General features: G+C 64.3%; 17 protein-coding genes and 2 pseudogenes. 14 read left to right on the top strand and 5 right to left on the bottom strand.

The genetic code is table 11. The features are described from left to right. Positions 1-193 precede the first annotated feature (193 nt). From F8237_RS08345 to F8237_RS08300, 10 genes and pseudogenes are all read left to right on the top strand, one after another. A pseudogene (locus F8237_RS08345) lies at positions 194-1848 on the top strand (OFA family MFS transporter). A gap of 91 nt (positions 1849-1939) precedes the next feature. Beyond that, positions 1940-2215 carry a hypothetical protein gene (locus F8237_RS08340; RefSeq protein WP_151643623.1) on the top strand — a complete coding sequence of 92 codons (276 nt, stop codon included), beginning with the start codon at positions 1940-1942 and terminating at the stop codon, positions 2213-2215. 244 nt (positions 2216-2459) lie between these two features. Beyond that, positions 2460-4169, top strand: a complete 1710-nt coding sequence (locus F8237_RS08335) for an NADH-ubiquinone oxidoreductase-F iron-sulfur binding region domain-containing protein (RefSeq protein ID WP_151643621.1) — start codon at positions 2460-2462, stop codon at positions 4167-4169. After that, complete coding sequence (fdhF, locus tag F8237_RS08330; RefSeq protein ID WP_151643619.1) at positions 4166-6934, top strand: formate dehydrogenase subunit alpha; 2769 nt, start codon at positions 4166-4168, stop codon at positions 6932-6934. Before F8237_RS08335 ends, fdhF begins: the two co-directional genes overlap by 4 nt. 110 nt (positions 6935-7044) lie before the next feature. Continuing rightward, positions 7045-7517 (top strand): annotated as a pseudogene (gene ybaK, locus F8237_RS08325) (Cys-tRNA(Pro) deacylase). A 361-nt stretch (positions 7518-7878) separates the two neighbouring features. Beyond that, positions 7879-8232, top strand: coding sequence for a hypothetical protein (locus F8237_RS08320; protein WP_244626099.1), 354 nt, complete (start codon positions 7879-7881; stop codon positions 8230-8232). Further along, the gene (locus F8237_RS08315) at positions 8229-9086 is read left to right on the top strand and encodes an alpha/beta fold hydrolase (protein WP_151643615.1); all 858 of its coding nucleotides are present in this window, start codon (positions 8229-8231) and stop codon (positions 9084-9086) included. Before F8237_RS08320 ends, F8237_RS08315 begins: the two co-directional genes overlap by 4 nt. 15 nt (positions 9087-9101) lie before the next feature. Beyond that, on the top strand, positions 9102-10298 hold the full coding sequence (locus F8237_RS08310) for an ABC transporter substrate-binding protein (RefSeq protein WP_151643613.1): 1197 nt from the start codon (positions 9102-9104) through the stop codon (positions 10296-10298). 63 nt (positions 10299-10361) lie between these two features. After that, positions 10362-11243 carry an NAD(P)-dependent oxidoreductase gene (locus F8237_RS08305; protein WP_151643611.1) on the top strand — a complete coding sequence of 294 codons (882 nt, stop codon included), beginning with the start codon at positions 10362-10364 and terminating at the stop codon, positions 11241-11243. A gap of 8 nt (positions 11244-11251) precedes the next feature. Further along, entirely contained in the window at positions 11252-12007 is a 756-nt protein-coding gene (locus tag F8237_RS08300) for an IclR family transcriptional regulator (RefSeq protein WP_151643609.1), read from the top strand. Positions 12008-12012: 5 nt separating this feature from the next. Here F8237_RS08300 and F8237_RS08295 read toward each other — a convergent pair whose 3' ends face one another. Then, entirely contained in the window at positions 12013-12696 is a 684-nt protein-coding gene (locus tag F8237_RS08295; protein ID WP_151650498.1) for a GntR family transcriptional regulator, read from the bottom strand. Between the two features lie 161 nt (positions 12697-12857). Between F8237_RS08295 and tcuA the strand changes: the two genes are divergently transcribed. Next, the gene (gene tcuA / locus F8237_RS08290; RefSeq protein ID WP_151643607.1) at positions 12858-14249 is read left to right on the top strand and encodes an FAD-dependent tricarballylate dehydrogenase TcuA; all 1392 of its coding nucleotides are present in this window, start codon (positions 12858-12860) and stop codon (positions 14247-14249) included. After that, complete coding sequence (gene tcuB / locus F8237_RS08285) at positions 14236-15342, top strand: tricarballylate utilization 4Fe-4S protein TcuB (RefSeq protein ID WP_151643605.1); 1107 nt, start codon at positions 14236-14238, stop codon at positions 15340-15342. The genes tcuA and tcuB overlap by 14 nt, the downstream gene beginning before the upstream one ends. A 64-nt stretch (positions 15343-15406) precedes the next feature. Here tcuB and F8237_RS08280 read toward each other — a convergent pair whose 3' ends face one another. Next, complete coding sequence (locus tag F8237_RS08280; protein WP_151643603.1) at positions 15407-18811, bottom strand: acyl-[ACP]--phospholipid O-acyltransferase; 3405 nt, start codon at positions 18809-18811, stop codon at positions 15407-15409. A gap of 679 nt (positions 18812-19490) precedes the next feature. On the opposite strand from F8237_RS08280, the gene F8237_RS08275 reads away from it, so the two are divergent. Then, positions 19491-20111, top strand: coding sequence for a TetR/AcrR family transcriptional regulator (locus F8237_RS08275; RefSeq protein WP_162005939.1), 621 nt, complete (start codon positions 19491-19493; stop codon positions 20109-20111). A 28-nt stretch (positions 20112-20139) separates the two neighbouring features. On the opposite strand, the gene pncB is transcribed toward F8237_RS08275, so the two are convergent. From pncB to F8237_RS08260, 3 genes are all read right to left on the bottom strand, one after another. Beyond that, positions 20140-21444 (bottom strand): nicotinate phosphoribosyltransferase, encoded by a 1305-nt coding sequence (gene pncB / locus F8237_RS08270; RefSeq protein ID WP_151643599.1) that lies wholly within the window; start codon positions 21442-21444, stop codon positions 20140-20142. 75 nt (positions 21445-21519) lie between these two features. After that, entirely contained in the window at positions 21520-22425 is a 906-nt protein-coding gene (locus F8237_RS08265; protein ID WP_162005938.1) for a putative nucleotide-diphospho-sugar transferase, read from the bottom strand. A 121-nt stretch (positions 22426-22546) separates the two neighbouring features. Then, the gene (locus F8237_RS08260) at positions 22547-23467 is read right to left on the bottom strand and encodes a LysR family transcriptional regulator (protein ID WP_162005937.1); all 921 of its coding nucleotides are present in this window, start codon (positions 23465-23467) and stop codon (positions 22547-22549) included. A gap of 102 nt (positions 23468-23569) precedes the next feature. On the opposite strand from F8237_RS08260, the gene pcaH reads away from it, so the two are divergent. Beyond that, positions 23570-24358 (top strand): protocatechuate 3,4-dioxygenase subunit beta, encoded by a 789-nt coding sequence (gene pcaH, locus F8237_RS08255; protein ID WP_151643593.1) that lies wholly within the window; start codon positions 23570-23572, stop codon positions 24356-24358. Positions 24359-24363: the final 5 nt, after the last annotated feature.

The following is a 24363-nucleotide window of genomic DNA, read 5'->3' as shown; positions in this document are numbered from 1 at the left end:
ACGCATGAAGCCTGCACGTCGTATCGGGCATAGAGCCCCGCTCGAGGGGTTAACGTTTCGAACGCGCGTGTCGATCCTGGCGTGCGTCGGGTGATTGTGCGGAGCAGCAGGGACAACGGCTGCACGGCAACGGGCTGAGGATCAGGATAGTAGCGGCAAGCTGCCCAGAAGGGCGGCTGCAGGGGAGGAATGCATGGCTACACTTGAGAGCGCTGGAACACTTTCAGGCGCCGGCGCGGGTTTCCTTGATCGCGAGCGGACGATCGCGACCGCCGGCTTCAATCGCTGGCTGGTGCCGCCGGCGGCGTTGTGCATCCATCTCTGCATCGGCATGGCCTACGGCTTCTCGGTGTTCTGGCTGCCGCTGTCGCGCGCGATCGGTCTGACCGCGCCGAAGGCCTGCGGGGAGATTTCGCTATTCCAGGAACTGTTCACGACCAGCTGCGACTGGAAGGTCGCCAGCATGGGATGGATGTACACGCTGTTCTTCGTGCTGCTCGGTATCGCGGCTGCGGTCTGGGGGGCTGGCTGGAGCGCGTCGGCCCGCGCAAGGCCGGCTTCGTCTCGGCGCTGTGCTGGTGCGGTGGCCTCTTCCTCGGGGCGATCGGGGTCTACACTCATCAGCTCTGGCTGTTGTGGCTGGGCTCGGGCGTGATCGGCGGCATCGGTCTCGGCCTCGGCTACATCTCGCCGGTGTCGACGCTGGTGAAATGGTTCCCGGACCGCCGCGGCATGGCGACCGGCATGGCCATCATGGGCTTCGGCGGTGGCGCCATGATCGGCGCGCCGCTGGCGAACCTGCTGATGAACTACTTCAAGACCCCGACCTCCGTCGGCGTCTGGGAGACCTTCGTCACGATGGGCGTCATCTACTTCGTGTTCATGATGATCGGCGCGTTCCGTTATCGCTTGCCGCCGCCCGGCTGGCAGCCCGAGGGCTGGACCCCGCCGTCCAGAGCCAACGCGATGATCTCGAAGAACAACGTCCATCTCAACGACGCGCACAAGACGCCGCAGTTCTGGCTGATCTGGTGGGTGCTCTGCCTGAATGTGTCGGCGGGTATCGGCGTGATCGGCATGGCCTCGCCGATGCTGCAGGAGATTTTCGCCGGCAAGCTGATCGGACTTCCGGACGTTGGCTTCAACGCGCTCGACGCCGGGCAGAAGGCGCAGATCGCCGCGATCGCCGCGGGCTTCGCCGGATTGCTGTCGCTGTTCAATATCGGCGGCCGCTTCTTCTGGGCCTCGCTGTCGGACAAGATCGGGCGCAAGAACACCTACTACACCTTCTTCATCCTCGGCATCGTGCTCTATGCGCTGGCGCCGACCTTTGCGGCGATGGGATCGAAGCTCCTGTTCGTGCTAGGCTTCGGCATCATCCTGTCGATGTATGGCGGCGGCTTCTCCACGGTGCCGGCCTATCTTGCCGACATGTTCGGCACCCAGTTCGTCGGCGCCATCCACGGGAGGCTGCTGACGGCATGGTCCACCGCGGGCATCATCGGCCCCGTCGTGGTGAACTACATCCGCGAGTTCCAGCTCGCGGCCGGCGTGCCGCGTGACCAGCTCTACAACACCACCATGTACATCCTGTGCGCGATGCTGATCGCGGGCCTGATCTGCAACTATCTGATCAAGCCGGTCGATCCGAAGTGGCACATGACGGAGGCCGATGTCGCCAAACTGCAGGCGGCCAGCGCTAGCGCCGCCGCCGCGGGGCCGCACGGCTCCTACGGCATCGGGTTTGGCGGGCTCGACGCGAGGGCGGCGTTGTTCTGGGCCTTCGTCGGCATTCCGCTGTTGTGGGGTGTCTGGAAGACTCTGGAGAGCGCGGTCAAGATATTCTGACTGCAGTCCACATTGCCGCGGGATGGTGATGACCAGCGTCCCGCGGCGTTCGTCTTTCAAAATTGATCAAGATTGGATTGAGGGGGATCTCATGGTTCGCACCCGAATTTGCCTTGCTGCCGTGCTGCTCGTGGCTGGCCTTCATGCCGCCTCCGCGCAAACCGCGGCAACACCGACGGCACCCGCGGCGACGACCGACGCCAAGCCGGGCAAGATGAAGCTGACGATGCAGAAGCTGAAGGACATGAAGGCGAAGTGGTCGGCCAACAAGCCGAAGCTGAAAGCCTGCCGCGCCGACGTGAAGTCCAAAGGCCTCGCCGGCGACGACCGCTGGTTCTACATCGAAGAGTGCATGGGCAAGACCTGAGATCGGGTTCCGTTTGTTTTGCGTGAAGGGGCATGGTGGTGCGGCTGCCTGCCCCTAAATCACGATAGAGACGTTCTAAATTTTCTTGCATCTGGCATACCAGAGACTAGAGTCGCGTCGATCGAGAGTTGATCTGAGGGACGAAGGCAATGCTGTTCCCGATGATCGGGCTTGGAAGTACGCCCCGTAAGATGATGGTGGTTCAGCTGGACTGCATCGGTTTTGAGGAGAACGCGACGTTTCCATGAGCAGCAACGACGACGTTCACAAGGTCAGGGAATTCGAACATCCGGGCGAAGGGCGTCGGCGCGCCAAGGCCACGCCCAAGGGGCGGCAGGTCGATCCGACCGCCGCGCACGAGATCGAGCAGTTGCTCGGCGACAGACCGCGGCGGCGCGACCTGCTGATCGAATATCTGCACCTGATCCAGGACAAGTATCACCAGATCTCGGCCGCGCATCTCGCCGCGCTCGCCGACGAGATGAAGCTTGCGTTTGCCGAGGTGTTCGAGACCGCGACGTTCTACGCGCATTTCGATGTGGTGAAGGAAGGCGAGCCAAGCATCCCGCCCTTGACCGTCCGTGTGTGCGATTCCCTCACTTGTGCGATGCTGGGCGGCGAGCAACTGCTGCAGGATTTGCAGAGCAGTGCCGGTCCCGGCATTCGCGTGGTGCGCGCGCCCTGTGTCGGACTATGCGACGCCGCCCCGGTCGCGGAGGTCGGCCACCATTTCGTGCATCAGGCGACGGCCGCCGAAGTGCTGGCCACGGCAGAGCGCGGCGACGTCCATGCCCATCTCCCCGCCTATGTCGGCTACGACGCCTATGTGAAGGACGGCGGATACAAGCTGCTGGCGCGGCTGCGCTCGGGGCAGATCACCCGGGACGAGATTCTCAAGCCTCTCGAGGATTCCAGCCTGCGCGGTCTCGGCGGCGCAGGCTTTCCGACGGGGCGCAAATGGCGCGCGGTGCTCGGCGAGCCCGGTCCGCGACTCATGGCGGTCAACGGCGACGAGGGCGAACCGGGCACCTTCAAGGACCGCCTCTACCTCAATCGCGACCCGCACCGTTTCCTCGAAGGCACCCTGATCGGCGCGCATATCGTGGAGGCGTCCGACGTCTACATCTACATCCGCGACGAATATCCGGCGGCGCGCGCGATCCTCGAGCGAGAGATCGCAAAACTGCCCGCGGGCGGACCGACGCTGCATATGCGCCGCGGCGCCGGAGCCTATATCTGCGGCGAGGAATCCTCGCTGCTCGAAAGCATCGAGGGCAAGCGCGGTCTGCCGAGGCACAAGCCGCCTTATCCTTTCCAGTCCGGCCTGTTCGGTCTGCCGACGCTGATCAACAACATCGAAACGCTGTGGTGGGTGCGCGACATCGTCGAGAAGGGCGCCGACTGGTGGAACAGCCACGGTCGTCACGAACGCCGCGGCCTGCGCAGCTTCTCGGTGTCGGGGCGCGTGAAGACTCCCGGGGTGAAGCTGGCACCCGCCGGCATCACGGTGCGCGAGCTGATCGACGAATATTGCGATGGCATGGCCGACGGTCACCAATTCTACGCCTACCTGCCGGGCGGCGCGTCAGGCGGCATTCTGCCGGCGTCGATGGACGACATCCCGCTCGATTTCGGTACGCTGGAGAAATACGGCTGCTTCATCGGTTCCGCGGCGGTCGTGATCCTGTCGCAGAAGGACAGCGTGCGCGCGGCGGCGCTCAACCTGATGAAGTTCTTCGAGGACGAGAGCTGCGGTCAGTGTACGCCGTGCCGCGTCGGAACCCAGAAGGCGGCGCTGCTGATGCAGAAGCCGGTCTGGAACCGCGCACTTCTGGAAGAATTGAGCCAGGCGATGCGCGACGCCTCGATCTGCGGGCTTGGACAGGCGGCATCAAATCCGCTGGCCACCGTGATCAAATATTTCCCTGACGAGTTCAAGGAAGCGGCCGAATGACCAAGGTTACGTTCGAACTCGACGGTAAGCAGGTCGAGGCCAATCCCGGCGAGACGATCTGGCAGGTCGCAAAGCGCCAGGGCCGCGAGATCCCGCATCTGTGCTATTCGCCGGCGCCCGATTATCGCCCCGACGGCAATTGCCGCGCCTGCATGGTCGAGATCGAGGGCGAGCGCGTGCTGGCTGCGTCCTGCAAGCGCACACCGTCGGTCGGCATGAAGGTGAAAACCGAGAGCGCGCGCGCCGTCTCGGCGCAGAAGATGGTAATGGAGCTGCTCGTCGCCGACCAGCCGGCGCGGGAAACCTCGCACGATCCGGACTCGAAATTCTGGCACTGGGCCGAGACGACAGGCGTCACCGGGAGCCGCTTTCCAGCTGCCGAGCGCTGGGCGACCGACGCCAGCCATCCGGCGATGCGCGTCAATCTCGACGCCTGCATCCAGTGCGGCCTCTGCGTGCGCGCCTGCCGCGAGGTTCAGGTCAACGACGTCATCGGCATGGCTTATCGCAACCACGGCTCGAAGATCGTGTTCGACTTCGACGATCCCATGGGCGAATCCACCTGCGTTGCCTGCGGCGAATGCGTGCAGGCCTGCCCGACCGGCGCGTTGATGCCGGCCGTGATGCTTGACGAGAAGCAAACGCGTGTCACCTATGCCGACCGGAAGGTCGACTCGCTCTGCCCGTTCTGCGGCGTCGGCTGCCAGGTCAACTACGAGGTCAAGGACGAGAAGGTGATCTATGCGGAGGGCCGCGACGGTCCGGCCAATCACAATCGTCTTTGCGTCAAGGGCCGCTTCGGCTTCGACTACATCCACCATCCGCATCGGCTGACCAAGCCGCTGGTGCGGCTGCCGAATGCGAAGAAGGATTCCAACGACCAGGTCGATCCGGCCAATCCCTTCACGCATTTCCGCGAAGCGAGCTGGGAGGAAGCGCTCGACATCGCCGCCAGGGGTCTCGTCAAGATCCGCGACGAGAACGGCGTGAAGGCGCTGGCCGGCTTCGGCTCGGCCAAGGGCTCCAATGAAGAGGCCTATCTGTTCCAGAAGCTGGTGCGCACCGGCTTCGGCTCCAACAATGTCGATCACTGCACCCGGCTGTGTCACGCCTCGTCGGTGGCGGCGCTGTTCGAAGGCCTGAGCTCGGGCGCGGTGTCGGCGCCATTCGCAGCCGCGATGGATGCCGAGGTCATCATCGTGATCGGCGCCAACCCGACCGTGAACCATCCGGTCGCCGCGACCTTCATCAAGAACGCCGTCAAGCAGAACGGTGCAAAACTGTTCGTGATGGATCCGCGCCGGCAGACGCTGTCGCGGCACGCGACCAAGCATCTGCAGTTCAAGCCCGGCTCCGACGTCGCCATGCTGAATGCGATGATCAACACGATCATCACCGAAGGCCTGACCGACGATCAGTACATCGCCGGCTACACCGAAGGGTTCGAGGACCTCAAGGAGAAGATCAAGGAGTTCACGCCGGAGAAGATGGAAGCGATCTGCGGCATCCCGGCGCAGACCCTGCGCGAGGTCGCGCGGATCTATGCGCGTGCAAAGTCGTCGATCATCTTCTGGGGCATGGGCATCAGCCAGCACGTTCACGGCACCGACAATGCGCGTTGCCTGATCGCGCTCGCGCTGATCACCGGCCAGGTCGGCCGTCCAGGCACCGGCCTGCATCCGCTGCGCGGCCAGAACAACGTGCAGGGTGCCTCCGACGCTGGCCTGATCCCGATGTTCCTGCCGGATTATCAGCCGGTCAGCCGCGACGATTTGCGCGGGGCTTTTGAAAAGATGTGGGACCAGGATCTCGATCCCGTCCGCGGCCTGACCGTGGTCGAGATCATGAACGCGATCCATGCCGGCGAAATCAAAGGCATGTATATCGAGGGTGAGAACCCCGCGATGTCGGATCCCGATCTTCAGCATGCGCGGCAGGCGCTCGCCATGCTCGACCATCTCGTGGTGCAGGATCTCTTCGTCACCGAGACCGCCTTCCACGCCGATGTCATCCTGCCGGCCTCGGCCTTTGCCGAGAAGGACGGGTCCTTCACCAACACTGATCGCCGCGTGCAGCTCGCGCGCCAGGTCGTCAAGCCGCCGGGCGATGCCCGCCAGGATCTCTGGATCATCCAGGAGATCGGCAAGCGCATGGGCCTGCCCTGGAATTATGCCGGCCCGGGCGACGTCTTCACCGAGATGGCGCAATTGATGCCGTCGCTGAAGAACATCACTTGGGAACGGTTGGTGCGCGAAGGCGCCGTTACCTACCCCGTCGACGGTCCCGACGTGCCCGGCAACGAGATCATCTTCACGACGGGCTTCCCGACCGCCAGCGGTCGCGGCAAGATCGTGCCAGCCAAGGTCATCCCGCCCGACGAAGTGCCGGACGCCGAATATCCGATGGTGCTCTCGACAGGCCGCGTGCTCGAGCATTGGCACACCGGCTCGATGACGCGCCGCGCCCAAGTGCTCGACCAGATCGAGCCGGAGGCGGTCGCCTTCATGTCGCCGAAGGACATGCGCAAGAAGAAGCTCGCGCCGGGCGATTTCATCCGGCTCGAGACCCGCCGCGGCGCGGTCGAGGTCAAGGTCCGCTCCGATCGCGACGTGCCGGAGAACATGGTGTTCATGCCGTTCTGCTACGCGGAGGCGGCGGCGAACCTGCTCACGAACCCGGCGCTTGATCCCTTCGGCAAAATCCCGGAGTTCAAGTTCTGCGCGGCGAGAGCCGAGCGGGCCGAGATGCGGGACGCGGCGGAGTAGTACTCCGCCGTCATTGCGAGCAAAGCGAAGCAATCCAGACTGTTTCCGCGGTGGGATTCTGGATTGCTTCGTCGCTTCGCTCCTCGCAATGACGGTGGTAAATACCGTCCATGTCCAAAGTCACCCCAGCCACCCGAGCGCTCACGGCCGCCGGCGTCGCCTTCTCCGTTCACACTTACGACTACGACCCTGATGCCGAGAGCATCGGGCTCCAGGCGGCCGCCGCGCTCGGCGAGGAACCGGCGCGCGTGCTGAAGACGCTGATGGCGCAGGTGGACGGCAAGCCTGTCTGCGTCGTCGTTCCGTCGGATCAGGAAGTCTCGATGAAGAAGCTCGCCGCTGCCGCCGGCGGGAAGTCCGCACAGATGATGAAGCCGCCCGAAGCCGAGCGCGTCACCGGTTACAAGGTTGGCGGCATCAGCCCGTTCGGGCGCGCAAGCTTGTGCGCACTGTGATCGAGCAGAGCGCGCTCGCGCATGACCAGGTCTTTCTCAATGGTGGCCAGCGCGGCTTGCAGGTGCGGCTCAAGCCCACCGACGTGCGGGATGTCCTGAAAGCGGTCGCGGCGGATGTGCTCGCCTGAGGAAGCTTGATGGCGAGGTCGCGATTGTCTCAATCGCGCTCTCGGCGCCCGGTCTGATGATCGGCTGATCCTTTAGCCAGGTCGCTCACATCGGCAAGCGTTGTGCGTCCGTCGCTTGATTCCCTCGAACATCGGCCCTTGCCTGATCGCTGTAGCGCCATCCCACAACATCGGCCGGGACTTGAGTTCACGCGCGAGGTCTGTATAGAACGGCAATAGAAATAGAATATCGTTCTGTCTAACAGAACGATTAAATCCGAGGGACGAAACCATGGCATTCCAATGTGCCAGCCCAAACGCTGATCCGCCGGTGACGCACACACCAGAGGCGATCTTCGAAGGCTTCAAGGCCATCCCGGAATTGCTGGCGCGCGACGCGGCGCTGACAGCGCGCGGCCGCTGGCTCGACGTCGATTGCCTGCTTGGGCCAACCACGCAGCCGTTTCATGTCGCGATCCGCGCCGGACAGATTGTCGACATGACGCCTGCGCCGGTCCTGATGCGTTCCTGGCGTTTCGCCTATCGCGCGACGCCGGCCGCATTCGCCGCCTATTGGCAGGCCATGCCTCCGGCCGGCTGGCATGACCTGCTGGCGTTGACCAAGCGCGGAGAGGCAAGCCTTGAAGGCGATCTGCATCCCTTCATGGCGCATCTGCAATACTTCAAGGATTTGCTCGCCTTGCCTCGCCAAAACGGCTTTGGGGGCGCGTCATGAGCGGCTTCATCGAACCGATCGTCGGCCGCTACGTGCACGTCGAGATCGACGGCGAGATCAACCGGATCTATTTCGAGGAGAACGGCAGCGGCATTCCGCTGGTCTGTCTGCACACGGCAGGATCCGACGCCCGGCAGTGGCGTCATCTGCTCGCCGACGAGGAGTTGACCAAAAACTTCCGCGTCATCGCCTTCGACATGCCCTGGCACGGCAAGTCCAATCCGCCTGACAGCCAGTATGGCAACGAATATCGCCTGACCACCGCGAGCTACACTTCGGCCATCCGCGCCTTCTGCAAGGCGCTGAAGCTGGAGCGGCCGGTGGTGATGGGCTGCTCGATCGGTGGCCGCATCGTGCTCAATCTCGCCATCGAACACGCCCGTGAGTTTCGCGCGCTGATCGGGCTCGAGGCCGCGGACTTCCAGCAGCCCTGGTACGACACGACCTGGCTCAATCGCCCTGACGTTCACGGCGGCGAGGTCTGCGCCGCGTTGGTGTCCGGGCTGATCGCGCCCAACGGCCCGGAGGCCGCACGCAACGAGACGCTGTGGGGCTACAAGCAGGGCGGCCCCGGCATCTTCAAGGGTGATCTCTATTTCTATCGGGTCGACGGCGATTTGCGCGGGCGCACCGGCGCCATCAATGTCGATCAGTGCCCGCTCTATCTCCTCACCGGCGAATACGACTTTTCCTGCACGCCGGAGGACACGTTGCGGACCGCCGCCGGCATTCCCGGTGCCAAGGCCACCATCATGGAGCGGCTCGGCCATTTTCCGATGAGCGAGAACCCAATCCAGTTCCGGCGCTACATCGCGCCGGTGCTGCAAGACATAATCGACAAGCAAAATTCGTAAAAGGGAGCGTATGTTATGAAGTTGCGTTGGATGATGGCGGCCATTCTGGCCGCCCAGACGGGCGCCGCACTTGCGGCGGACAACGTCATCAGGATCGGCGTGCTCAACGACCAGTCCGGCGTGTTCGCCGACAATGGCGGGCGCGGCTCGGTCGCCGCGGCAAAGCTCGCAGCGGAGGACTTCGGCAACGAGCTGCTCGGCAAGAAGATCGAGATCGTCTCGGCCGATCACCAGAACAAGCCGGACATTGCCTCGGCCACCGCGCGAAAATGGTTCGACAATGAAGGCGTCGACATGATTGCGGATGGCGCGGCGTCTTCCGCCGGTTTCGCCATCCTGGAAGTCGCCAAGCAGAAGAACAGGATCTTCGTGATCTCGGGGCCGGGCTCGTCCGATTTCACCGGAAAATCCTGTTCCCCGGTCAGCTTTCACTTCAACTACGACACCTATGCGCTGTCGAAGCTCACCAGCGACGCGATCACGCGGGCCGGCGGCAAGACCTGGTATTTCGTGACGGCCGACTACGCGTTCGGCCACGCGCTCCAGCGTGACGCCACGAAATTCATCGAAGCGGCGGGCGGCAAGGTGATCGGCTCGGCCGCGCACCCGCTCGGCACCGCCGATTTCGCTTCGTTCCTGTTGCAAGCACAGGGCTCGAAGGCCGACGTGGTCGGGCTCGCGACCTCGGGTGCGGACGTGCAGACCGCAATCAAGCAGGCCGGCGAGTTCGGCGTCGTCGAAGGCGGCCAGAAGCTTGCCGGTCTCCTCGTCTTCATCACCGACGTGGATTCGTTGGGACTGAAGGTTACCCAGGGCCTGCAGGTAACGACCTCGTTCTATTGGGATCTCAACGAGGAGACCCGCGCCTGGTCGAAGCGCTATGCGGCGCTGATGAACGGCAAGGTCGCGAGCATGGTGCAAGCCGGCGTCTATAGCGGCGTTCATCATTATCTCGCCGCCGTGAAGGCCGCGGGCACCACGGATGCGACGGCCGTCGCCGCAAAGATGCACGAGATGAAGGTCAACGACGCCTACAACAAGAACGTTACGATCCGTCCCGACGGGCGCGTACTGCACACGATGTATCTGGTGCAGGTGAAGAAGCCGGAGGAGTCCAAATACAAGTACGACTATTACAAGGTCGTCAGCTCCAAGCCGGGCGAAGAGGTGTTCCGGCCGATGAGCGAAGGCGGCTGTCCGCTTGTGAAGTAAACTACGCCGACCGGACGGGCACTCGCGCTCGTCCGGCCGCAAGATTTTCGAGGAGAATACGGAATGTCTGGTGTGATCGGGTTCATCGGTCTCGGCGTCATGGGCGAGCCGATCTGTCGCAATCTCTTGCGCAAGAGCGGACGGGCCATGCTTGCGTTTGATCTCGCCGCGGAGCCCCTGGCGCGGATCGTGGCCGATGGTGCGACAGCGGCGAAGTCGGTCGAAGATCTGGTCGGCGGCAGCGAAACAATCTTTCTTTGCCTGCCCAGCGCCAAACACGTGATGTCGGTCTTCTCGGGCATCCTGCCGGCGATCAGGAGCGGCCAGACCGTGATCGATCTCGGTACCTCCGACGTCGGCCTGACGCGGGCCTTCGCCAAGCAACTCGCGGACAAGGGCGCGCTCTGGATCGATGCACCGATCGCGCGCACCCGCCAGGCGGCGCAGGACGGCACGCTGAGCGTCATGGTCGGCGCTACGCCCGAGCAATTTTCGAAGGTCGAGCCGCTGATCCGGCATTTCGCCACCGACGTCACTCTTTGCGGCGGCACCGGGGCGGGGCAGGTGACGAAAATCCTCAACAACATGGTGCTGTTCGAGACGGTGAACGCGCTGGCCGAGGCCGTCGCGATCGCCAAGCACAGCGGCGTCGAGCCGAAGCTGTTGCTGGAGACGCTGTCAAAGGGCTCGGCGGACAGTTTTGCACTTCGCAACCACGGCATGAAGGCGATTGTCGCCAGGGAGTTTCCGCTGCGCGCCTTCTCGACTGAATATGCGATGAAGGACCTGTCCTACGCACTGGAGCTGGGTGCCCAGGCCGGGCTGAACTTGCGCGGCGCGGCGCTGATACACGAGATCTTCGAGGAGACGATCGACAAGGGCATGGGCGATGCGTACTTTCCGGTCATCGCCAAGCTGATCGATCCCTCCGGATTCCCAGAGTAGGAGACTGTATGCCTTCGCCCGGTGTCGCCGCCGTCGATCGTGCTCTGACCATCCTCGCGGCCTTCGAGGATACGCTGGAGCCGATGACGCTGGCGGAGCTCGCGCGTCGCACCAAGATGTACAAGAGCACGCTGCTGCGGCTGATGACCTCGCTGCAGGAGTTCGGCTATCTCGTTCAGCTCGCCGACGGCCGTTACCATCTCGGCCCGACGCCGTTCCGGCTCGGCGCGATCTACCAGCGCAGCAACAGCCTGCATGATCGCGTCATGCCGCTGCTGCGCCAGCTCGTGGCCGACGGCACCGAAAGCCCATCGTACCATGTGCGGCATGATTCCAGGCGCAGGCTCTGTGTCTTTCGCGTCGATTCCCAACATTCGACGCTCGACCGGGTCGAGGCGGGCGCTCTGCTGCCGCTCGATCGGGGAGCGGCCGGGCGGGTTATCCTGGCCTTCGACGGCGAGAAGGGCGAGGCCTATGACGAGATCCGCGAGGGGGGCATCGCCGTGTCGTTCGGCGAGCGCGATCCCGATTGCGCCGGGCTCGCCTGTCCGGTGTTCGGTCCCGGCGGAAAGTGTGTTGGTGCGCTGTCGCTCTCGGGGCCGAAGCCGCGCTTCACGCGGGACACGATCAAGACGATGACATCGCTGCTGCTGAAGGCCGCGATCCGCCTGACGCGTGCGCTGGGCGGCCCGACCGACCTGCTCGACGCTGCCCTCGCAGCCTCGGTCGATGATGCGCGTCCTGCGCGGCGGGTGCGGCGATAAGCGGTCTACTGCTTCTGCAGCAGCTTCAGCCGGCAGCGCAGCGCTTCGCGAATATGCGCGCGCGCGAGCTGTTCGGCCTTGTTGCCGTCGTGCGCGGCAATGGCCGCGATGATGGCCTCATGTTCGCCGTGGCTGGTCGACGGGCGTCCCGTCACGGTGAAGGTGGTGGGGCCGAGCAGGGCGATCCAGTCCTGCAATTCGCGAGAGGCGTTGTCCAGATAGCGGTTGCGCGCCGCGCGGCAGATGGCCTCGTGGAAGACGCGGTTGAGTCTCGCCATCTCGGCCGCATCGGTCTCGGAAGTCTCGATAAAAGCCTGCTCGATATCCCTGAGTGCATCGATCTCCGTCGCCGAGGCGTGTTCGGCGGCGAGGCGCGCGGCGGCGCCCTCCATGATCTCGCGCATGGCGTAGAGTTCGAGCACCTCGGAAATATCGAGGTTGCGCACGATCACCCCGCGGCCACCGGCGGGCTCTACGAAGCCGCGGGCCGCGAGCCGGCCCAGCGCTTCTCGAACCGGCGTGCGGCTGACCTTCAGCCGTTGCGCGACTTCTTCTTCGCGCAGTCGGTCGCCGGCGCGGTAACTGCCGGCTTGAAGCGCCTCGCAGAGCGAGCGGAACACCGCTTCGCCCAGCGCGACGCCACCGCCGCGTGCGATCGATCCGCCTGCCTTTGCCGGGCGTCTGGCCATGCGTCCTCTTGGGCTGCCAAGCGCATCCTGCCTATGCACAGATGCCGCTTGCGCCATATCTGTATATCTTTGTATACAAACGTGCGCAATGGCGGCACCGGTTGACCGGTGCCGCCGGCGGGCAGAATGTCTCTAACTCTTCGTCGCATCGGGCAGACGGCATGAGCAGCAAATACGACGTGCTGGTGATCGGCGGCGGCAATGCGGCGCTTTGCGCGGCGATCTCGGCGCGCCGCGGCGGCGCCTCGGTCCTCGTGCTCGAAGGCGCGCCAAAGTTCTATCGCGGCGGCAACACCCGGCATACCCGCAACATGCGCTGCGCTCACGACGCCGCGACCGAGATCCTGACCGGCCCCTATACCGAGGAGGAATTCTGGGAGGATCTGCTGCGCGTGACCGGCGGGAAGACCGACGAGGTGCTCGCCCGTCACATGATCCGGGAGTCCAAGGACATCCTGAACTGGATCGTGGAGCAGGGCGTACGCTGGCAACCCTCGCTCGGCGGCACGCTGAGCCTTGGCCGCACCAACTCCTTTTTCCTCGGCGGCGGCCGCGCGATGTTGAACGCGTTATACTTGACCGCGGAACGGCTCGGCGTCGACGTCGAATACGACGCCGAGGTCACCGATCTCGTAATCGAGGACGGCATGTTCCTTGCCGCGCGTCTCAAGCGGCCGATCAGGGGCGAGACCGAGATTCGCGCGACGTCGCTGGTCGCCGCGGCCGGCGGGTTCGAGGCCAACATCGAATGGCTGAAGCAGTATTGGGGCGAGGCCGCCGACAATTTCCTGATCCGAGGCACGCCCTATAACCGCGGCTCGATCCTGAAGATGCTGCTCGACAAGGGCGTGCAGGAGGTTGGCGATCCCACCCAATGCCACGCGGTCGCGATCGACGCCCGCGCGCCGAAATTCGACGGCGGCATCATCACCCGCCACGACTCGGTCGTGTTCGGCATCGTCGTCAATAAGCACTCGCAGCGCTTCTACGACGAGGGCGAGGACCTTTGGCCGAAGCGCTATGCGATCTGGGGCCGGCTGGTCGCGGCGCAGCCCGATCAGATCGCCTACATCATCTTCGATTCGACCGTTGTTACGAGCTTCATGCCGACGCTGTTTCCGCCGATTGCGGGGCAGACGGTCGCCGAACTCGCTGGCAAGCTGGAACTCGATCCGGCTGCGCTGGAGAAAACCATCACCGAATTCAACGCCGCCGTGCGGCCCGGCACGTTCGACCATACCATTCTGGACGACTGCCGCACCGAGGGCGTCACGCCGCAGAAGACGCATTGGGCACGGCGGATCGAGACGCCGCCTTATCTCGCCTATCCGGTCCGGCCCGGCATCACCTTCACCTATCTCGGCACGCGCGTGAACAAGGAGTCGCGTATGCTGATGGCTGACGGCAGGCCGTCGGCCAACATGTTCGCGGCCGGCGAGATCATGGCGGGCAACGTGCTCGGCAAGGGCTATGCCGCCGGCATGGGCATGACCATCGGCAGCGTGTTCGGGCGGATCGCAGGACGGGAAGCGGCGAAACATGCACGGAACTAGGATCCTGGACGAGGCCGACCGTCTGATGACGGTCTGCAATTCCTGCCGCTACTGCGAGGGACTCTGCGCGGTGTTCCCGGCCATGGAGATGCGCCGCGCCTTCTCCGATGGCGACCTCAATTATCTCGCCAATCTCTGCCATTCCTGCGGCGCCTGCTACGTCGACTGCCAGTTCTCGCCGCCACACGAGTTCAACGTCAACGTCCCGCAGACTTTGGCTGTCGCACGCGCCGAGTCCTATGCCGCCTACGCCTGGCCGCAATCGTTGTCCGGCGCCTTCGCCCGCAACGGTCTCGTCATCAGCATCGTCGCCGCGCTCAGCATGGCGGCCTTCATCCTCGGCTTTGTCGCCTTGAACGACCGCGCCGTGCTGTTCGGCGTGCACACCGGCCCCGGCGCCTTCTACAAGCTGATGCCGCACAATGTGATGGCCGCATTGTTCAGCGCCGCCTTCCTTTACGCGATCCTCGCGCTGGTCATGAGCGTGCGCGCGTTCTGGCGCGATATCGGCACGCCGATCGGCGGCCGCGCCGACGGCGGCTCGATCTTTCAGGCGATCCGCGATGCGGGCGAGCTGCGCTATCTCCATGGCGGGGGCGTTGGCTGCTACAACGAGGACGAGAAGCCGACCGACCGGCGCAAGCTATACCACCACCTGACGTTCTACGGCTTCCTGCTGTGCTTTGCCGCGACCTCCGTCGCCACGCTGTATCACTATCTGTTCGCCCGCGAAGCGCCGTATCCCTGGTGGGACCTGCCCGTGGTGTTGGGTACGCTCGGCGGCATCGGCCTTGTCGTCGGCCCGATCGGCCTGTTCATCGCAAAGTCACGCCGCGCGGCCGAACTGCTCGACGCGCAGCGCTACGGCATGGATGTCGGCTTCATCGCCATGCTGTTCCTGACTGGTCTCACCGGCATGCTGCTTCTGCTCCTGCGGGAGACCGCGGTAATGGGGCCGCTGCTGGCGCTGCATCTCGGCGCGGTGTTCGCGCTGTTCATCACCATGCCCTACGGCAAGTTCGTCCACGGCATCTATCGCTTTACGGCCCTGGTGCGCTATGCACAGGAACGACGGGGCGAAGCCGGCTCTTGAGGGGCGTGCGGTAGCACCACGCTGTCGCACCGGGTATTCGCGGGGCGACAGCGGTGGCCTGATCTTACGCCACCTCGCGCTCCGGTGCCGACGCCTGCTCACGGGCCATTGTCGTGGCGGTGACGTAGTCGGTCTTGCCGGTGCCGAGCAGCGGCACCTTGTCGACCACCATGATCGCCGCGGGCACGGTGAGCTCGGACGCTCCGATCGTCTTGGCCTGTCCCTGCATCGCGCTGCGCTCGGCGTTCTTCTCCGTGGTCAGCAACACGATGCGCTCGCCCTTGCGCTGGTCGGGGATCGACACGGCGACCGATGCGGCCTGCGGCCACAGCGTGGTTGCGATAGCCTCGACCACCGACAGCGAGACCATTTCGCCCGCGATCTTGGCGAAGCGCTTGGCGCGCCCCTTGATGATGATGAAGCCGGCCGGGTCGATCGCGACGATGTCACCGGTGTCGTGCCAGCCCTCGGGGAGTACCTCGAGTACGCCGGGATTCTCGACCCTGAGGTAGCCAAGCATCACGTTCGGCCCGCGCACCGACAGGCGTCCGCCCTCCTCGATGCCGGGGACCGGATCGAGCTTGCTTTCCATCAGCGGCGAGAGGCGGCCGACGGTGCCGGGACGGTTGGCCATCGGCGTGTTCATCGCCAGCACCGGCGCGGTCTCGGTGACGCCATAGCCTTCGAGGATGCGGATGCCGTAGCGCTCCATGAACACCTGGCGTGTCCGATCCTTCACCGCCTCCGCGCCGGCGATCACCAGGCGCAGGGTGCGGAAGTCGTAGGCATGCGCCGAGCGGGCATAGCCGGAGAGGAACGTGTCGGTGCCGAACAGGATGGTTGCGCCGGTCTGGTAGATCAGCTCGGGCACGATCCGGTAGTGCAGCGGCGAGGGATACATGTAGATCGGAATGCCCGCGAGCATCGGCATCATCATTCCGCCTGTCAGGCCGAACGAGTGGAACACCGGCAGCACGTTGAACACCTTGTCGTTGGCGTTGGCATCGACCCGCGCCAGTGCCTGGGCCGCGTTGGCGAGGATGTTGCGGTGGGACAGCACGACGCCCTTGGGCGTGCCTTCCGAGCCTGACGTGAACAGCACGACGGCCGGATCGTTGGGCTGGCGGACGACGCGCGGCGTGGTGCCGGCAAGCAGCCCCTTGATCTTGTCGGCCGTGCCGATCGAGGCGCGGACGTCCTCCAGATAGACGACGTGCGCTTCGGCGGAGATCGCGGCCATCAACTTGTCGAGCTTGCCCTTCTCGATGAAGGCCTGCGACGTCAGCACGGTCTTGACCTGCGCCGCCTTCATGGCGGCGAGGACGTTGACCGGGCCGGCCGAGAAATTGAGCATTGCCGGGACGCGGCCGATGTTCTGCAGCGCCATGAAGACGACGGCGACGCCCGCGGAATTCGGCAACAGCACGCCGACATTCTCGCCGATCGCGGTGCCGGTCTCGATCTTGCGGCTCAGAACCTGCGCGCCGAGAATAAGCTTGCGATAGGTCAGCTTGGTGCCGAGCGCGTCCTCGATGATGACCTTGCCGGTATCACGGTCGCGATAGGCGTGGCCCAGTGCTTCGAACAGGGTGTGATCGAGCATGGCGTTCTTGACCATCGCATCGATCATGACGTCCTGGAGTGCGGCGCCAGCGGCATTGCGGCGTGCCTTGCCCTTCAGCGACGGATCGACCGGCAGCTTGATCGGCGGCAGGATGGTGACCGTCACCCGCGGAAACCACGAGCGCTTGATCTGGCTGGAGTTGAGGTAGCTGAGATGCGAGCGCTGGGCGCCTTCGATGCGAACGGGCACGACCACCGCATCGGCCTTGTCCGCGATCATCGCGGTGCCGTCATAGACCTTCATCAGCGATCCGGAGACGGTGATGCGTCCTTCCGGGAAGATCACCACCGGCTCGCCCGCGGCGACGAGCTTGATCAGGTCGCGTGCAGCCAGCGGCTTGGTCGGGTCCATGGTGTAGTGCTTGACCACGCGCAGGAACGGCTTGGCCCACCAGGCCTTGGCGATGCCGGTATCCACCGCGAAGCTGGCATCGATCGGCAGCACGGCGTGGAGCAGCGGGCCGTCGATCAGGCTGACATGGTTGGGCGCGATCAACATGCGCGTGCCCGGAGGCGGCAGGTTCTCGAGGCCGCGAATCTCGGTGCGGAACAGCGCGCGGAACAGCAAGCCGCCGAAGTCGCGGACGCCTTCCTTGCCCCACTTCGTCAGCACGAACCACACCGCGCCGAAGCTGGCGACGCCGAGGCCGAAGAAGATCCAGCCGATGTGAAGGCCCGCCGCCTGCAACAGTGCGACGAATAGCGAGCCGACCACCATGAAGGCGGCCTGCAGCACATTGCCGGCGGCGATGATGCGGGCGCGCTCGGACGGTGCCGACCAGGCCTGGACGGCGGCGAAAGAGGGAACGACGAACAGGCCGCCGCCGAATGCGAAGGCGACGAAGTCGACGAGCATGCGCAGGCCCGCGAACGAGGTTGCGAAGTCGGCCGCGGTGATATCCTGGCCCCTGGCGGTCACGCCGATGGCCCAGGCGAGATCGAGGCCGGCAAACCCCATGATGATGGCGCCGATCGGCACCAGCGCGAGGTTCGGGCGAACATGACTAAGGCTGGCCGCGAACAGCGAGCCGATGGCGATGCCGATCGCGAAGATCGCCAGGCACAGCGTCACCACGCCCTCGGTGCCACCGACGACGTCCTTGACCAGCGCCGGCAGCAGCGACAGCACGACGGCGCCGACCAGCCAGAACCAGGAGACGATCACGGTGCCGTCCCACAGCCGGTGATCGGCATGCAACGTTTTCAGCAGGCTGAGCGTCGAGGTCCATGGATTGACGTTGACGGGCAGATCTGGCGCGGACGGCGTCGTCTGCGGAATACGAGACGCGAAGGCCCAGGACAGCAGGGCCAGGACGACCACGGCTGATGCGACCCAGCCCATATGCGCGGATCCGGCCACGAACTGGCCGCCGGCAACGGTTCCGAGCAGGATGGCCATGAAGGTCGCGCCTTCGACCAGCGCGTTGCCGGTTGCGAGTTCACCGAGCTCGAGCTGGTCCGGCAGCATGGCGTATTTCACGGGGCCGAACAGGGCGGCGATGACGCCGAACAGCGCCAGCGCTGTGAACAGCAGCGGCACCGAGTGCAGGAAGAAGCCGGAGGCGGCAAAACCCGCGGCGAAAATCTCGGCGAATTTGAGCCGCCGCGCGACGACGGATTTGACGTATTTGTCGGCGAGCTGACCGCCGAGCCCGGACAGGATGAAATAGGGAAAGATGAAGACGGCGCCTGCCACCGTTACCAGGGCATCGCCGTGGCCGGTCGCGGCACTGTAAAGCAGGATAATGACGAGTGCGTTCTTGAGCACGTTGTCATTGAGCGCCGAGAAGAATTGCGCCCAGAACAGCGGCGCGAAGCGGCGTGACGACATCAATTCCCTGATCATGACGAGTCCTGTTTTGGAAAAACGGCCTGAAGTTCTTGTGCTGTCGGTGAGACGTCACGACCGGATTTGCGTAGGGCGAACGATGGCGGGGTGGGGACGCCCGCCGGTCTGCTCTGTCCCTTCGATCCTTCCGATCCTGTTGGTCTCCAAGTGATCTCGTTAGGTTCGCAAATATCTGGTCGCAGCTGTGGTCAGGACGGAAGCGCCGTACCTGCCGGGATACCGCGCCGGGCGATGAAGAAAAGTTGAGCCGCATTGCGAAGAGCCGCAAAACCGGCTGCCGATGCCGGGACATGGTAAGCCCTTCGTTGCAACCAGATATTGTGTTTGATCTGATCGGAACGCGCCGGGTGAGCCCGCCTTACGTGAGATGGGCGAGATGCCGAAAGGGCGAGAGGCGGCCGAGCAGGCTGAACCGGCGGCCCTCGCGACGGGCACGGGCGCGGTTGGCCCGCCACATCCGGAAGGTCGCGCGGCGCTCGGTGAGCACGCCGGCAATGTCGCAGGCATTGGCGATGCGATCGACCGGGGCCATGGCGAACCGCCAGAGGGTTCGGCCCAATCCGGTCACGAGAGCCGCCGCGTCATCGACGAAGGTGGTGGCGATATCAACAGCGAGCGTTTGCATTTTGCAGTCCTCCAGGTTAATTTGAACAATGTTCAATTGAGTAGCTTTAAAATGAACAATGTTCAAAAAGAATCGCCGCGCGACCATAAAAAATTCCGGAGGCGGCTCCAGATCCTGGAGATCGCCCGTGGCATTATCGCCGCTAAAGGATTGAGATCGTTGAAGGTTCGGGACGTCGCGGAGGCCGCCGGCTGCTCGGTCGGCAGCGTCTATAACGAGTTCGGCGACTTCGACGGGGTGATCCTGACGGTCAATCGGGAGACGGTGCAGGCTCTGACGGTGCGGCTAAGCGGGGTTCCGGCAGAGGACCCTGTTCGCCAACTGTATGGGCTTGCTGAGACCTATCTCGAATTCTTCTCCGAGCACGCCAATTTGCTGCGCTCGCTGTTCGAGCATCGGATGGAGGACGATCGCCCTTACCCCGATGACATCCTTCAGATGGTGATGCATGCCTTCGCGCTGATGCATCCGCCCCTGGTGCGGCTGTTGCCGGATGCGGATGACGTGAAGATCGCGCTCCTGTCGCGCACCCTGTTTTCCGCGGTGCATGGCATCATCTCGCTCGGTCTTGAGGAGCGCATGATCGCTGTGCCGCCGCAGATGCTGCGCCAGCAGCTCGACCAGTTTCTCGACGCGCACCTGGCCGGTCTCGGGATTGTGCCCGCGCGGTAACGCTGTCGGGGCGCGTCGTCGACCAGCGCTACACTAGCACCGGCTTGCGCACGCGACCGGCGTCGCCGAACACGCGCAGATAACGTTCGATCTCGGAGGGAAGGCCGGTCGCTTTCTCCGGATTGTCCGAGAGCTTGACGGCCGGGTGGCCGTCAACCGACGTCACCTTGCAGACAATCGAGATCGGATCGAGATTGATCGAGCCATCCGGCGGACAGCCGACGAAATCATTGGTGAGATTGGTGCCCCAGCCGAACGAGAGCCGCGAGCGGCCCGCGAAGTGGTGATAGGTCTCCTCGATCGAGCCGACGTCCATCGCGTCGGAGAACACGAGCAGCTTGTCCCTGGGGTTGCGGCCTTTCTTCTCCCACCAGGCGATGATCTCCTCGCCGGCCTGGATCGGCGGCGCGCTGTCGGGACGGAAGCCGGTCCAGTCGGCCACCCATTCCGGCGCATCGCGCAGAAAGGCTTTCGTGCCGAATGCGTCGGGCAGCGCGATCAGGAGGTTGCCGCCATAGGTCTGCCGCCACTGGTCGAGAATCCGATAGGGCGCCCAGCGCAATTCCTCGTCGTCCCTGGCGAGCGCGGCCGCCACCATCGGCAGCTCATGCGCGTTGGTGCCGATGGCTTCGAGGTCATTGTCCATCGCGAGCAGCACGTTCGAGGTACCGATGAAGGACGGGCCCAGGCCTTCCTTCACCGCCTCGACGCACCAGCGCTGCCACAGGAAGCCGTGGCGGCGGCGCGTGCCGAAGTCGGAGAGCTTCAGATTCTCGAGTTTGCGCAGACGCTCGACCTTGGTCCACAGCTTGGCCTTGGCGCGGGCATAGAGCACGTCGAGCTCGAAGCGTCCGCGACCCTTCATCGCAGCGCGCGAGCGCAATTCGTTGAGGATGGCAAGCGCCGGAATCTCCCACATCGTGGTGTGGCTCCACGGCCCGTGGAAATGCAATTCATACTGCCCCTCGACCTTGCGCAGCTCGTATTCGGGCAGACGGAATTCGGCGAGCCAGCGGATGAAGTCCGCCGAGAACATGTGGGTCTTGCCGTAGAAGGTGTTGCCGGCAAGCCAGATCAGCTCCTTCTTGGCGAAGCGGATGGTGCGGGCGTGGTCGAGCTGGGCGCGCAGCTCGTCCTCGTCGATGATCTCGGCGAGCCGCACATGGCGCGAGCGGTTGATGACCGAGAAGGTCACCTGCTGACTCGGGTAAGACTCCCGAATCATCTGTAACATCAATAGCTTATAGAAGTCGGTATCAAGCAGGCTGCGGACGATGGGATCCAGCCGCCAGCTGTGATTGTAGGTTCGGCTCGCAATGTCGGTCACTGTCATGAGGCAATTCTAGCGTGACCGCCCCTGCGCAACCAGTGGGTTTGGCGTGGAGCTGGCCACCGGCGAGCATTGCCGTCAGCGGCGCTGAAACAATTCCCTGGCCCAGCGCAGCGGCGCGGTCACCCGCCAGGAGGTGGAGCCAAGGACCGCCGCCAGTTGCGCTCGCGCCTGATCCCTCTCCGAGAGGATTTCGGACCGTCCGGCCAGCGCGGAGTCCCGCTCTTCCGTGATCCAGTCGCGCATGGCCGCGTCCTCGCGCCACAGGCCGAACTGACGAGCGATGGCCTCACGCACATCGGTGTCGAGTCGTTCGCGCATGGACGCCGTCAGCGCATCCGCCTCGACCATCCTGAGGCGCGTCGACGGATTACTGATCCCGGCATAGTGGTGCACGATCGGATCCGGTGCGGTGGCAAGGCCAGGGATCGAATTCCAGGCAGTGTCGAGACGCGCGAGACGCGACCGGTTCGGTTCATTGGGGCGATCCGGCCCAAGCCCCAGACAGTCGTCATATCCAAGGGCGTGGAGTATGGTCGCCTGGTCGAACCAGGGATGCCGCAATTGGCCGGTGTCCCAGACTTGCTTGAAAAACGCACGCGACCAGTCGTTAACGCGGATCAGCATGACGCCCGAGTTGAAGTGCGGGACGAAATCGGCGGCCATGATCTCGGACGTCTCCGGCCCGTGCCAGGCGATGTGCAGATCGGCATCATCCACCGCCGCTGTCCTGACATCGACGTCGTTGCGAAGCACGACGGCATCGACGTCCATCCACAGCACGAAGTCGAAATTTTCTTCGATAGCGGCTCGGATCACTTCGATCTTCATCCATCCGCGCGGGCGTTTCCAATTGTCGCCGTGAATGGAGCGCCGTTGATAACCATGCGCGTCGGCGAGATCCTGCATGCGCGGGACGGTGAAGGCTGCGAGCGGTTGTTGAATGGAGTCATAGGCCGTCAGAAGACATACGCTTTGCCGCACAAGACTTCTCCGAACGCCTTTGGCTGGCGTTCCCTTGCACAGCATCGGATGTGTAGCGCAGGACTGACAGCGCGGCAAATAGGCCCGACATGAACGGGCATTCGCAATCCTGCATCAGAGCTCAGACGTCCGCGGCTGTCGCCGCCATGATCTCGAGCTGGTTCCTGATCCAGCGATGCGCCGGATCTTTCTGGTAGCGCTGGTGCCAGACCATGAACATCGGCAGCTCGGCCAGCGTGCGGGTGCGCGAGGCCAGCGGAATGCGGGTTTGCGCGAAGCCGCGCATGACGCCTGATGCGAGCAGGCTCGGCATGCTTGCGAGCATTTGCGAGCCGCGCAGGAACGACGGGACGCCGGAGAAGCTCGGCACCGAGATTGCGATGTCGCGGTGAAAGCCGTTTGCCGCCAGCCGCAGATCGAAGTCGAGCCGCTCGTTGTCCGTGTAGACCACGGTGACGTGGCGCGCCGCGAGATAGGCGCCGCGGCCGGATGGTGCCGCACGCGCCTTGGGATCGAAGTAGCAGACGTAATGATCGCTGAGCAGGCGCTTCTGCACGATGTCGGCGCCGGACGGCGGCAGCGGCGTGATCAGGAGATCGCAGCGGTCTTCGCGCAGCATCGCCGGCGAGGGCGACTGCGAGGGGATCACCCGCAGGTTCAGGCTCTTTACCTGCGTGGCGACATGGGCGAAGAACCGTGGCAGCAAGAGATCGCGTTGGAAGTCATTGGCGGCGATCGTGAGCGAGAGCTGCGCTCCGGCCGGCTCGAACGTGACGCCGCCGGCAAAGCTCCGCATCTCGTCGATCAGCGCGCGCGCTTTCGCGGCCAGTGCCTGGGCATGGGCGGTTGCGACGATGCCGCGGCCGGATTTGGCGAACAGCGGGTCGCCGGAGATCCGCCGCAGCTTGTTCAGCCCGTGGCTGACTGCCGATTGCGTCAGGCCGAGCCGCGTAGCGGCCGCCGTGACCGAGCCTTCCTCCAGCACGGCCAGGAACAGCTCCAGCGCGTGACCGTCGAGAGCCAAATGATCGATTTTTTTCATGAAATGTATTATAATCAATCTATTTATCTGTGGAATAGGCCGGCCCATGATCTCCCGATAAGCCGCGCGCCCGGACAGGGCGCCAAGGGAGAGACAACGCCGATGAACGCTCAGGCGCCAGCCCTGCAGGATCCCCGCCTCAACCGCCCCGAGCCCCTGACGCCGCCGCTCGGTGATGGCGGTTTCTTTCAGCGCGACCGCTCCATCCATCCGCCGGCGCATGCGCCGAGTTACAAATCCTCGGTCCTGCGGTCGCCGCGCCAGTCGCTGTTGTCGCTGGAGAGCTCGGTCTCGGAAATCACCGGTCCGGTGTTCGGCCACAACGATCTCGGCCCGCTCGACAACGACCTGATCCGCAACTACGCCAAGGACGGCGATCCCGTTGGCGAGCGCATCATCGTCCATGGCCGTGTGCTGGATGAGACCGGCCGCGGCGTGCCGAACACGCTGGTCGAGTTCTGGCAGGCCAATGCCGGCGGTCGTTACCGGCACAAGAAGGATACGTATCTGGCGCCGATCGATCCGAATTTTGGCGGTTGTGGCCGTGCGCTGACCGACGACACCGGCTACTATTATTTTCGCACGGTGAAGCCGGGACCCTATCCCTGGCGCAACTTCGTCAATAGCTGGCGTCCCGCCCATATCCACTTCTCGGTGTTCGGCTCGAGTTTTGCGCAGCGTCTGATCACGCAGATGTATTTCGAGGGCGATCCTCTGATTCCGGTCTGCCCGATCCTGACGACGATCCCGGACAAGGACGCGCTCGACCGTCTCGTCGCGCCGCTCGACCTCAACGCATCGACGCCGTTCGACTCGCTCGCCTATCGCTTCGACATCGTGCTGCGCGGCCAGCGCTCCACCTATTTTGAAAATCGCACCGCGGGGAACTAAAGTCC

The organism is Bradyrhizobium betae (assembly GCF_008932115.1).
GTDB lineage: Bacteria > Pseudomonadota > Alphaproteobacteria > Rhizobiales > Xanthobacteraceae > Bradyrhizobium > Bradyrhizobium betae.
The sequence above is the reverse complement of the archived record's forward strand: the minus strand, read 5'-3'. Positions and strand labels throughout refer to the sequence as shown.

What these genes read in the sequence shown, in the direction of transcription:
- F8237_RS08340 (WP_151643623.1), top strand. Translation starts at nt 1,940, where the DNA reads ATGGTTCGCACCCGAATTTGCCTTGCTGCCGTGCTGCTCGTGGCTGGC.
- F8237_RS08335 (WP_151643621.1), top strand. Translation starts at nt 2,460, where the DNA reads ATGAGCAGCAACGACGACGTTCACAAGGTCAGGGAATTCGAACATCCG.
- fdhF (WP_151643619.1), top strand. Translation starts at nt 4,166, where the DNA reads ATGACCAAGGTTACGTTCGAACTCGACGGTAAGCAGGTCGAGGCCAAT.
- F8237_RS08315 (WP_151643615.1), top strand. Translation starts at nt 8,229, where the DNA reads ATGAGCGGCTTCATCGAACCGATCGTCGGCCGCTACGTGCACGTCGAG.
- F8237_RS08310 (WP_151643613.1), top strand. Translation starts at nt 9,102, where the DNA reads ATGAAGTTGCGTTGGATGATGGCGGCCATTCTGGCCGCCCAGACGGGC.
- F8237_RS08305 (WP_151643611.1), top strand. Translation starts at nt 10,362, where the DNA reads ATGTCTGGTGTGATCGGGTTCATCGGTCTCGGCGTCATGGGCGAGCCG.
- F8237_RS08300 (WP_151643609.1), top strand. Translation starts at nt 11,252, where the DNA reads ATGCCTTCGCCCGGTGTCGCCGCCGTCGATCGTGCTCTGACCATCCTC.
- F8237_RS08295 (WP_151650498.1), bottom strand. Translation starts at nt 12,696, where the DNA reads ATGGCCAGACGCCCGGCAAAGGCAGGCGGATCGATCGCACGCGGCGGT.
- tcuA (WP_151643607.1), top strand. Translation starts at nt 12,858, where the DNA reads ATGAGCAGCAAATACGACGTGCTGGTGATCGGCGGCGGCAATGCGGCG.
- tcuB (WP_151643605.1), top strand. Translation starts at nt 14,236, where the DNA reads ATGCACGGAACTAGGATCCTGGACGAGGCCGACCGTCTGATGACGGTC.
- F8237_RS08280 (WP_151643603.1), bottom strand. Translation starts at nt 18,811, where the DNA reads ATGATCAGGGAATTGATGTCGTCACGCCGCTTCGCGCCGCTGTTCTGG.
- F8237_RS08275 (WP_162005939.1), top strand. Translation starts at nt 19,491, where the DNA reads ATGAACAATGTTCAAAAAGAATCGCCGCGCGACCATAAAAAATTCCGG.
- pncB (WP_151643599.1), bottom strand. Translation starts at nt 21,444, where the DNA reads ATGACAGTGACCGACATTGCGAGCCGAACCTACAATCACAGCTGGCGG.
- F8237_RS08260 (WP_162005937.1), bottom strand. Translation starts at nt 23,467, where the DNA reads ATGAAAAAAATCGATCATTTGGCTCTCGACGGTCACGCGCTGGAGCTG.
- pcaH (WP_151643593.1), top strand. Translation starts at nt 23,570, where the DNA reads ATGAACGCTCAGGCGCCAGCCCTGCAGGATCCCCGCCTCAACCGCCCC.